Raw genomic sequence first — 9,193 nt, 5'->3', positions numbered from 1 at the left:
ATTTGCAATAAAGTTTAATATTAAATAGAATATAAAATCAATATTGATTTATAATAAGATAAAATATAGAATTATATAGTATAGGTAAAGTTTTTGATTTAGAAAGAAGGTGTAATATGAATTCTGATGAAAGAAGAAGCAAATTAATAGATATTTTAAAAGAATCTAAGTGCCCTGTAAAAGGTGGAATGCTAGCTGAGATATTAAATGTAAGTAGGCAAGTAATAGTACAAGATATAGCCCTTATAAGAGCTAGAGGATTTGAAATAATAGCTACACCTCAAGGATATATAATATATAATCAACCATATTTTACAAAGCAAATAAAATGTAAGAATCACAGGAATTCTAAAGAAATTTATGCTGAATTAAAGATTATTGTAGATTTAGGTGGAATTGTTAAGGATGTCATCGTAAATCATCCAACATATGGTCAGATAACTGCAGAGCTTAATATTTACTCTAAAATGGATATAGATAATTTTATGAAGAAGGTTGAGACAAATGAATTTAAACAGTTATCAGTTCTAACTGAATGTAGTCATATTCATACAATTGAGACACTAAAAGAAGAGACTATAGAAGTTATAACAAAAGAATTAGAGGACAGAGGAATATTATCATAAGGAGGAGTTAAATGAATTTTTTATCATTAGCTAAGACTGCTTCAACAAATAGTAATATAACTAAAAGAACTTTAGAAAATATGCTTAATAACTTTAGTGATAATATACCAAATATTATATATGCAATAATCGTATTTGTAATAGGTATCTATATATCTAGGATAGTAAAAAAGATGGTTTCAAGGTTTTTAATCAAATATGGAATGAGCAAAGGTGTAAATAATTTCATTGTATATGGAATATACATATCTATGTTATCTATTATATCATTGATAAGCTTGGGTATTATAGGGATACAAACTACATCAGTTGTAGCTGTATTAGGAGCTGCTGGATTTAGTATAGGTTTAGCATTTAAAGAAATATTATCAAATTTAGGTTCAGGTATGATTATTTTATTTTTTAAGCCATTTAATATAGGCGATTATATTCAAGGCTCAGGTGTAGAAGGTACAGTTTCTGATATACAAATATTTAGTACTGTTCTTAAAACCCCAGATAATAAAACCATAATTATACCAAACTTTCAATTGACAAGTAACAATATAATTAATTACACACATCAAAATAAAAGAAGGATAGATTTTTCATATAATATTTCATATGATAGTGATATCGATGTAGTTAAGTCCATATTGAATGAAATTTTTATAAATGAAAAAAGGATATTGGATGACCCAAAACCAATTATAGGTTTAAACTCTATAGGAAACAACACTATGCAAATAGTTGCTAGACCATGGGTTAAAACTGATGATTACTGGGATGTTTACTTTGATGTAATGGAAAAAGTCAAAAATAAATTTGACGAAAATAATATAAAAGTCCCATTTGTTCCTTCCTCATTATTATTTAATAATATGAGCAATTTAAATACAATGGATAAAAGATAGAATTTCAATTAAGTAAAAAAGTGAATTTAATATAAAAAATTAAAGAAAATTCTAAAAAAATTTGAATAATAGTATTGAAAGATGTTAATATATATAATATAATGATTATCAAATAAAACAATTAGTTAAAAAGCGGTGAAGGAAAATAGTAAAAAACAGATTGTATTCAGAGAATGAGTGGATGGTGAGAACTCATTACAATGGTTTTTGAATCTACTCTAGAGCTTCTAGTTAAAGCTAGACGGTTTACCTACGTTATAGGTCTGAGAGGATTATACGTTTTAGTATAATCAATTAGGGTGGCAACGCGGATAAAAGATTTTCGTCCCTTTTATAGGGTAAACGGAGGTCTTTTTTTATTTTTCAAATTTGTTTAAATTAAAAGTTTACAGCTAGAATACTTGTAAATTAATTGGAATTATAATTTATATTATCAAAATTATTAGGAGGAATTAATATGTTAGATATTAAAAGAATAAGAGAAAATTTAGATGATATCAAGAAAGCTATGGAAAGAAGAGGCGAAAGAGAATTTGACCTTGATGCTGTGGTTGAATTAGATAATAAAAGAAGAGAGATACTTCAAGAAGTTGAGGTTATGAAAAATGAATTAAATGTAAATTCTAAAAACATACCACAATTAATAAAAGAAGGCAAAGATGTAACAGAAGAAAAAGCAAGATTAAAAGAGTTATCAGATAAGATAAAAGGTATTGATGAGAAAGTAAAAGAAGTAGAAGCAAAAATGGAATACACATTGATGAGAATACCAAATGTTCCTCATCCAGAGGTTCCACAAGGTGAAACAGATGAAGATAATGTTCAAATAAGAACTTGGGGAGAACCTACTAAATTTGATTTCGAACACAAAGCACATTGGGATATTGGTACTGGTCTAGGTATATTAGATTTTGAAAGAGCTGGAAAAATAACTGGTTCAAGATTTACTTTATATAGAGGTTTAGGTGCTAGATTAGAAAGATCTTTAATGAATTTCTTTTTAAATACTCATACAGCTAAACATGGATATACAGAAGTTTTACCTCCATTTATGGCTAATAGAAATAGTTTTATAGGTACTGGTCAACTTCCTAAATTTGAAGAAGACATGTTCAAGATAGAAGGATTAGAGTATTTCTTAATACCAACAGCTGAAGTACCTGTTACTAATATACATGCTAATGAGATATTAGATGTTGCAGAACTTCCAATTAAATATTGTGCATATACTCCTTGTTTTAGATCTGAGGCAGGTTCAGCAGGAAGAGATACAAGAGGTTTAGTTAGACAACATCAATTTAATAAAGTTGAGTTAGTTAAGTTTGTTAAACCAGAAGATTCTTATAATGAATTAGAATCATTAACTCATGATGCTGAAACTATGCTACAAATGTTAGGTCTTCCATATAGAGTTGTAAAAATATGTACAGGGGATTTAGGATTTACAGCTGCATTTAAATATGATTTAGAAGTTTGGATGCCAAGTTACAATAGATATGTAGAGATATCTTCTTGTTCAAACTTTGAAGATTTCCAAGCAAGAAGAGCAGGAATAAGATTTAAAAGGGATAAAAAATCAAAAGCAGAATATGTTCACACTTTAAATGGTTCTGGATTAGCTATAGGAAGATGTCTAGCAGCTATACTAGAAAATTATCAGCAAGCAGATGGTTCTGTAGTAGTTCCTGAAGAATTAAGACCTTACATGGGTGTTGATGTTATAAGATAATACTCTATTGATATTATATGTAGAAATATATTTTGATGTAAAAGACATACTATGAATGAACAATAAATTAAAAAAGCTATGAAATTATTAAATTTCATAGCTTTTTTATGTGAATTTATATAAACAAATATCTATCATAAAATGCTAAACATCTTTATAAATCAACACTTATATAAATGGATAAAGATTATTTTGGAACTAATTTAAATAAAATATAGAGATATCTATTAATAATTAAATAAACAAAATAAAATTAAGTTGAATTATAAAATGAATTATGATAAGATAAGTTTGTTATAAGTTTTGGGAGGAATTATGGAAAGTTCATTTTATATGAAAGAAGCATTAAAAGAAGCATATAAAGCATATAATAAAAGAGAAACACCAATAGGAGCTATCATAGTTAAAGATAATCAAATAATAGCTAGAGCTCATAACCTTACAGAAACGTTAAAAGATTCTACAGCTCATGCAGAGATTTTAGCAATAAAGCAAGCATCAGAAAAAATAGGTGGTTGGAGGTTGACTGATTGTGATTTGTATGTTACAATGGAACCTTGCATAATGTGTAGTGGTGCAATAGTTAATTCTAGAATAAAAAAGCTTATAATAGGGACAAGACATATAAAAAATTCATATATAGAAAAACAACATGAGTTTAAATTAGATTATTTTAATAATAATAATGTAAAAGTGGCTTTTGATGTTTTGCAAGAAGAATGCTCGATCATATTGCAAGAATTTTTTAAGGCATTAAGAAAAAGAGATTAAGGAGAGATGGTCGAGTGGTCGAAGGCGCTCGCCTGGAAAGCGAGTATATGGGTAAAACTGTATCGTGGGTTCAAATCCCACTCTCTCCGCCAGAAACAATAAAAGTAATTAAATATGGTTGTAATTTTGCTGTACTAGATGGGGAGGTAGCGGTGCCCTGTAACCTGCAATCCGCTATAGCAGGATTGAATTCCATCTAAAGGCTTATTTTCTGTAGGGCCGCCCTAAATAAGTGGTGTTGATGCTTAGGTCCTGCGCAATGAAAGCTCATGAACCCCGTCAGATCCGGAAGGAAGCAGCGGTAAGTGATCACTTTTGTGTGCCGCGGGGGTGCCTAAGTTGAGCTAACTGTTTTGGTAACGCCTATGGAATTAAGTCGATAGATGGTGTACAGCATTTAATATATAAAAGACTAATCCCTTAGATAATGAGGGATTTTTTTATTAATTTTACTAAAGAGAGGTAAAAAGATGCATAAAGCATTATATAGAGCATATAGACCACAAAAGTTTGAGGACGTTATTGGTCAAGATCATATTATTAAGACTTTAAAAAATCAAATATACAATGATAATATAGGACATGCTTATTTGTTTTGTGGGACAAGAGGTACTGGTAAGACATCTACTGCAAAGATTTTTTCAAGGGCAGTTAACTGTTTAAATAAAATAAATGAAGAACCTTGTAATGAGTGTGAGATATGTGAATCTATATTAAAGGACAATACAATGGATGTTGTAGAAATAGATGCAGCATCAAATAACAGTGTGGATGATATAAGAGAACTTAGAGAAAGTGTGAAATATTCTCCAGCTAATGCTAAATATAAAGTATATATAATAGATGAGGTTCATATGTTGTCTCAAGGAGCTTTTAATGCACTATTAAAAACATTAGAAGAGCCTCCATCATATGTAATATTTATATTGGCTACTACTGAACCTCACAAGATACCTGCAACTATTTTATCGAGATGCCAAAGATATGATTTTAAAAGAGTTACAGTTAAGGACATGACTCTTAGAATGAAAAGGATTTGTGAAGATGAAGGAATTGATATAGATGATAAAGCTCTTAATTTAATAGCTAGGAATTCTCAAGGAGCGCTTAGAGATGCTCTTAGTATATTAGACCAATGTATATCATTTGGAGAGAATAAAATAGATTATAAAGATGTTGTTGAATTGATGGGAAGCGTCAATATAGAGCAGTTATTTGAATTGTCTCAATGTATTGTGGAACAAGATACTAAAAAATCTCTAGAGATATTAAATGAATTTGTTTTATGGGGGAAAGATATAAGAAACCTTATAAATGATTTGATTGACCATTTTAGAAATTTAATGGTATGTAAGGTGTCATCAGAATTAGATGAAATAATTTCATTGCCAGAAGAAACTATAGAACAACTTAAGTTTCAATCTGAAAACATAGATATAAACGATTTGATAAGAATTTTAAATGTATTATCAATAACTCAAGATGATATAAAGTCATCTTCAAATCCAAGAGTTTTAGTGGAAATAACTATGATGAAAATTGCTCAACCAATGTTTGATGAAAGTAAGGAAGCTCTTATTAAAAGAGTTGAAAACTTAGAAAAAATGATTGAATCGGGAAGTTTTAAAGTTTTAAAACAGGGCAATAACAAAGAAAAAGAAGATGATGTCAATAGAGAAATAGATGTAAATAAAGAAAGTGTAGTTTATGAAGATGTAAAAAATGAGGATGTTATACTTATAGAGTCATCTTGGAAGAATATACTTAAACAAATTAAAAAAGATAAAAAAATGCCAATATATGCACTTTTAAGTGAGGTAAAAAGTTTTAACGTATATTCTAATATGTTGTATGTTATATTTGATGATAAATTTGATTTCGCGAAAACTAGACTAAGCTCCCAAGATACAATAACTTATTTAGAAAAAACAATAAGAGATGTTTTAAATAGAAGTTTTAGTGTGAAAATAGTATTGACATCAGAGGTCAAAGATATAAATCTTGAAGTTAAAGAGAAAAAGGATATTGGTGAAGAGATATTAAAGAACATAGTAGATGAAGAGATATTAGAAATAAAAGATAGTATTGATGAAAATGAAAGTAAATAATAAAATATTATTATGATATAATAATAAAATGAAAATAAGTTTAGGAGGAATAGTATTTATGGCTAAAAAAGGTTTTGGAGGCGGAATGATGCCTGGTGGTGGAAATATGAATAATTTATTAAAGCAGGCTCAAAAGATGCAAGAAAATATGCAAAAAGCTCAACAAGAGTTAGAAAATAAAGAAGTAGAAGCCTCAGTTGGTGGAGGAGCAGTTACTGTAAAGGTTAATGGTAAAAAAGAAGTTTTGGATATAACTATTAAGCCAGAAGTAGTTGACCCAGATGACATAGAAATGTTACAAGATTTAGTTTTAAGTGCGATAAATCAAGCATTGAGAAATATTGATGATATACAAGCAAATCAAATGAATAAGGTAACTGGAGGTATGAATATACCAGGGTTATTCTAGTAGGTGATATTTATGCAAGTTTATACAGGTCCAATAACGAGACTTATAGAAGAATTTTCAAAGCTTCCTGGAGTAGGAAGAAAGACTGCTCAAAGATTAGCATTTCATATAATTAGTATGAATACTAATGATGTGGAAGCTTTATCTAAGGCTATTATAGATGCAAAAAGAGAAATAAGATATTGCTCAATTTGTTGTAACATAACAGATACAGACCCATGTAGTATGTGTTCAAATAAAAGTAGAGATTCAAGTGTCATATGTGTTGTAGAAGATCCAAGAGATGTAGCAGCTATGGAGAGAACGAGAGAATTTAAAGGTAAATATCATGTATTAAATGGAGTGATTTCTCCAATGGATGGAATTGGACCAGATATGCTAAAAATAAAGGAGCTTATACAAAGGCTTGGCAATCAAGATGTCAAAGAGATAATAATGGCAACAAATCCTACAATTGAAGGAGAAGCTACAGCTATGTATATTGCTAGATTAGTAAAGCCAATGGGAATTAAAGTTACTAGGATAGCTCATGGTCTTCCTGTTGGAGGCGATTTAGAGTATGCAGATGAAGTTACAATATCAAAAGCATTAGAAGGTAGAAGAGAAATATAAAAATCGAGGTTAATACCTCGATTTTTGTAATTTTTTGGTGTTAAATTCAAATTAATTTTGATTTAGATTTATTGAATAAATTTCTTTTGTATTGTATAATTTGTTGTATAAATCATTTAAAAATTTTGATAGGGGTGCAACATGAAACCAATTATGAACTTAGAAGAACATAATGCAATGAAAGAAAAAAGAGTTAAAAAAATGAAATCGAAAGATAAACCTAAACATGATGATTTTGATGATATAAGTTTTTCTAATAAGAAAAAAACTAAGAAAACTGCACGTAACAAAAACACTGAATTCAGAAATAATTATAAAAACTATCAGTATGATTATGAAGAAGACTTTTATGAACCAATTTAATATTAAATAATTAGAAAATAAAAAATCCCTAATAGATAATATACTATAGGGATTTTATTTATTTTATCAATTAGAAATTATACTTAAAATCAAATTAGCTATATTTTGTGCTGAATTTGATTTTCTTATTGATTTAATATTTCCTTTTAACATCTCTAATCTACTTGGGTCATCTATTAGAACCTTTAATAATATTGATAAATTATATTTCTTTGTAGTTCTAAGTGCAGCACCACAATTGGATAAAAAGTCTAGATTTTCTTCTTCTTGTCCAGGTATGTAATATGGAACTATCATAGGTACATCTTTTAAAAGCGCTTCAGTCGTAGTAAGTCCTCCAGGTTTACTTACTAATACATCTATAGAAGCTAAGATATCATTCATTTTATTAGTATATCCAAGAACACATACATTTTTATTATGAGAACGAGACATAAGTTTTTTTTCTATTTTTTCTTTCAAGTTTTCATTCCTACCAGTTATCACAAGTATCTGAAAGTCTCTATCAGTGTCTAATAACTCATCTAGTGTTTCTTTTATATTTCCAGCTCCAAAGCTACCACCCATAAGTAAAACTGTCAATTTATCAGGCGATAAATTTAACTCAGAAAGAACGACTTCTTTATCCCTATGGGAAAGAAATGATTTCTCTACAGGAATTCCAAAGGTTCTAATTTTGCTAGATTCAACTCCATCAAATACCAATAATTCTTTTACATATTCATGACCAACTATATAATAATCAATTTCATTTTGTATCCATGTAGAATGTGTAGTATAATCAGTTAATACAGAAATAAGTGGAGGAACATTAATCGTGTTTGTGTGATGTTTATAAAAATACTCTGTATAAGTATTTGATTCATTATTATGTAAGTTAAAGTTTTTTTTCAATGTACTAAGAGCAATCATTGGAAAAGGATGTGTTCCAATAATTAAATCTGGTTTTGTATTTCTAATAAGTTTTTTAAATTTTTTTGCCATAAATGTTATTATTAAATTGTCTTTAAATTCATTTTTTGATAAAAGATTCGTTTCAGATAATCTATATACACTGCCATATGCTTTAGGTGTATATATAGCAGATTTTTCATATCCTCTTGAAATTATCTTATCCATTGTGTTATTAACTAATTTTAAACTATCTATTATTTCACATTCAATTGGTTCTCCATCAATTGTTTTGGAAGTAAGCTCTTCTTTAATAGCTAGAGCAGCTCTATTATGTCCACCACCAGTGGAAGCAGACATGATTAATACTTTTTTGCTCATAATAAAATCCTCCTAAAATGTAGCATAGTATTTGTATGATATTATATTTTGATATATATAAATTGTCATTGTAAATCAAATTATTAATAAATTATTTTTTAATATTAATCTAATACAAGATTACAAAAATTACAAGTGAAAGAAATGTAAATTAATCTTAGAAAATATATGCTATTATAAATATCTATTACAAATAAAAAATTTAATTATAGAATAAAAAGGAAGATTGAGCATAGAATATATATTAGTTTTATGAAATAAACACTTCTAAACAGTATTAAATTTAAAAATTTGAATATAAAAAATATCTGAGAAATAAAAAATTAAAAAAAATGAAAAATTATATTGACTTGGATAAATAAAGGTGATATAGTATTACTTGTCCTTGAAAAAAGGAAAAAGAAATAAAC

The 9,193-nt window shown here is 28.0% G+C and carries 9 protein-coding genes, 1 tRNA gene, 1 other RNA gene and 1 other annotated feature; of the genes, 10 read left to right on the top strand and 1 reads right to left on the bottom strand.

The features are described 5' to 3' along the window. Nucleotides 1–116: 116 nt before the first annotated feature. From Q3304_RS20205 to Q3304_RS20160, 10 genes are all read left to right on the top strand, one after another. Nucleotides 117–626 (top strand): transcription repressor NadR, encoded by a 510-nt coding sequence (locus tag Q3304_RS20205; RefSeq protein ID WP_407815202.1) that lies wholly within the window; start codon nucleotides 117–119, stop codon nucleotides 624–626. An 11-nt stretch (nucleotides 627–637) separates the two neighbouring features. Further along, nucleotides 638–1,519 (top strand): mechanosensitive ion channel family protein, encoded by an 882-nt coding sequence (locus Q3304_RS20200; RefSeq protein WP_054268632.1) that lies wholly within the window; start codon nucleotides 638–640, stop codon nucleotides 1,517–1,519. Nucleotides 1,520–1,645: 126 nt separating this feature from the next. Beyond that, nucleotides 1,646–1,852: a binding site (T-box leader), on the top strand. A 124-nt stretch (nucleotides 1,853–1,976) separates the two neighbouring features. Then, entirely contained in the window at nucleotides 1,977–3,248 is a 1,272-nt protein-coding gene (serS, locus tag Q3304_RS20195) for a serine--tRNA ligase (protein ID WP_054268633.1), read from the top strand. Nucleotides 3,249–3,563: 315 nt separating this feature from the next. After that, nucleotides 3,564–4,019 carry a nucleoside deaminase gene (locus tag Q3304_RS20190; RefSeq protein WP_054268634.1) on the top strand — a complete coding sequence of 152 codons (456 nt, stop codon included), beginning with the start codon at nucleotides 3,564–3,566 and terminating at the stop codon, nucleotides 4,017–4,019. Beyond that, a tRNA-Ser gene (locus Q3304_RS20185) sits at nucleotides 4,020–4,111 on the top strand. It abuts the gene before it with no gap. Nucleotides 4,112–4,148: 37 nt separating this feature from the next. Further along, nucleotides 4,149–4,413: signal recognition particle sRNA large type (ffs, locus tag Q3304_RS20180), an RNA gene on the top strand. A gap of 76 nt (nucleotides 4,414–4,489) precedes the next feature. Next, complete coding sequence (gene dnaX, locus Q3304_RS20175; protein ID WP_219674363.1) at nucleotides 4,490–6,127, top strand: DNA polymerase III subunit gamma/tau; 1,638 nt, start codon at nucleotides 4,490–4,492, stop codon at nucleotides 6,125–6,127. Between the two features lie 58 nt (nucleotides 6,128–6,185). Beyond that, complete coding sequence (locus tag Q3304_RS20170; protein ID WP_021382454.1) at nucleotides 6,186–6,536, top strand: YbaB/EbfC family nucleoid-associated protein; 351 nt, start codon at nucleotides 6,186–6,188, stop codon at nucleotides 6,534–6,536. 12 nt (nucleotides 6,537–6,548) lie between these two features. Beyond that, nucleotides 6,549–7,148, top strand: a complete 600-nt coding sequence (gene recR, locus Q3304_RS20165) for a recombination mediator RecR (RefSeq protein ID WP_054268636.1) — start codon at nucleotides 6,549–6,551, stop codon at nucleotides 7,146–7,148. A 141-nt stretch (nucleotides 7,149–7,289) separates the two neighbouring features. Beyond that, a complete protein-coding gene (locus Q3304_RS20160) occupies nucleotides 7,290–7,511 on the top strand; it encodes a hypothetical protein (RefSeq protein ID WP_054268637.1) in 222 nt (73 codons plus the stop codon). Between the two features lie 66 nt (nucleotides 7,512–7,577). Here the strand turns inward: Q3304_RS20160 and Q3304_RS20155 are convergent, their stop codons facing one another. Beyond that, on the bottom strand, nucleotides 7,578–8,783 hold the full coding sequence (locus tag Q3304_RS20155; protein ID WP_054268638.1) for an MGDG synthase family glycosyltransferase: 1,206 nt from the start codon (nucleotides 8,781–8,783) through the stop codon (nucleotides 7,578–7,580). Between the last annotated feature and the right edge of the window lie 410 nt (nucleotides 8,784–9,193).

The sequence above is a fragment of the Clostridioides sp. GD02377 genome (assembly GCF_045899875.1).
In the GTDB taxonomy this organism is placed as follows: Bacteria; Bacillota; Clostridia; order Peptostreptococcales; family Peptostreptococcaceae; genus Clostridioides; species Clostridioides difficile_A.
Note: the sequence above shows the minus strand (reverse complement) of the source record. Positions and strands in the feature narration are given on the sequence as shown.

What these genes read in the sequence shown, in the direction of transcription:
- Q3304_RS20190 (WP_054268634.1), top strand. Translation starts at nt 3,564, where the DNA reads ATGGAAAGTTCATTTTATATGAAAGAAGCATTAAAAGAAGCATATAAA.
- Q3304_RS20200 (WP_054268632.1), top strand. Translation starts at nt 638, where the DNA reads ATGAATTTTTTATCATTAGCTAAGACTGCTTCAACAAATAGTAATATA.
- Q3304_RS20160 (WP_054268637.1), top strand. Translation starts at nt 7,290, where the DNA reads ATGAAACCAATTATGAACTTAGAAGAACATAATGCAATGAAAGAAAAA.
- recR (WP_054268636.1), top strand. Translation starts at nt 6,549, where the DNA reads ATGCAAGTTTATACAGGTCCAATAACGAGACTTATAGAAGAATTTTCA.
- serS (WP_054268633.1), top strand. Translation starts at nt 1,977, where the DNA reads ATGTTAGATATTAAAAGAATAAGAGAAAATTTAGATGATATCAAGAAA.
- Q3304_RS20205 (WP_407815202.1), top strand. Translation starts at nt 117, where the DNA reads ATGAATTCTGATGAAAGAAGAAGCAAATTAATAGATATTTTAAAAGAA.
- Q3304_RS20155 (WP_054268638.1), bottom strand. Translation starts at nt 8,783, where the DNA reads ATGAGCAAAAAAGTATTAATCATGTCTGCTTCCACTGGTGGTGGACAT.
- Q3304_RS20170 (WP_021382454.1), top strand. Translation starts at nt 6,186, where the DNA reads ATGGCTAAAAAAGGTTTTGGAGGCGGAATGATGCCTGGTGGTGGAAAT.
- dnaX (WP_219674363.1), top strand. Translation starts at nt 4,490, where the DNA reads ATGCATAAAGCATTATATAGAGCATATAGACCACAAAAGTTTGAGGAC.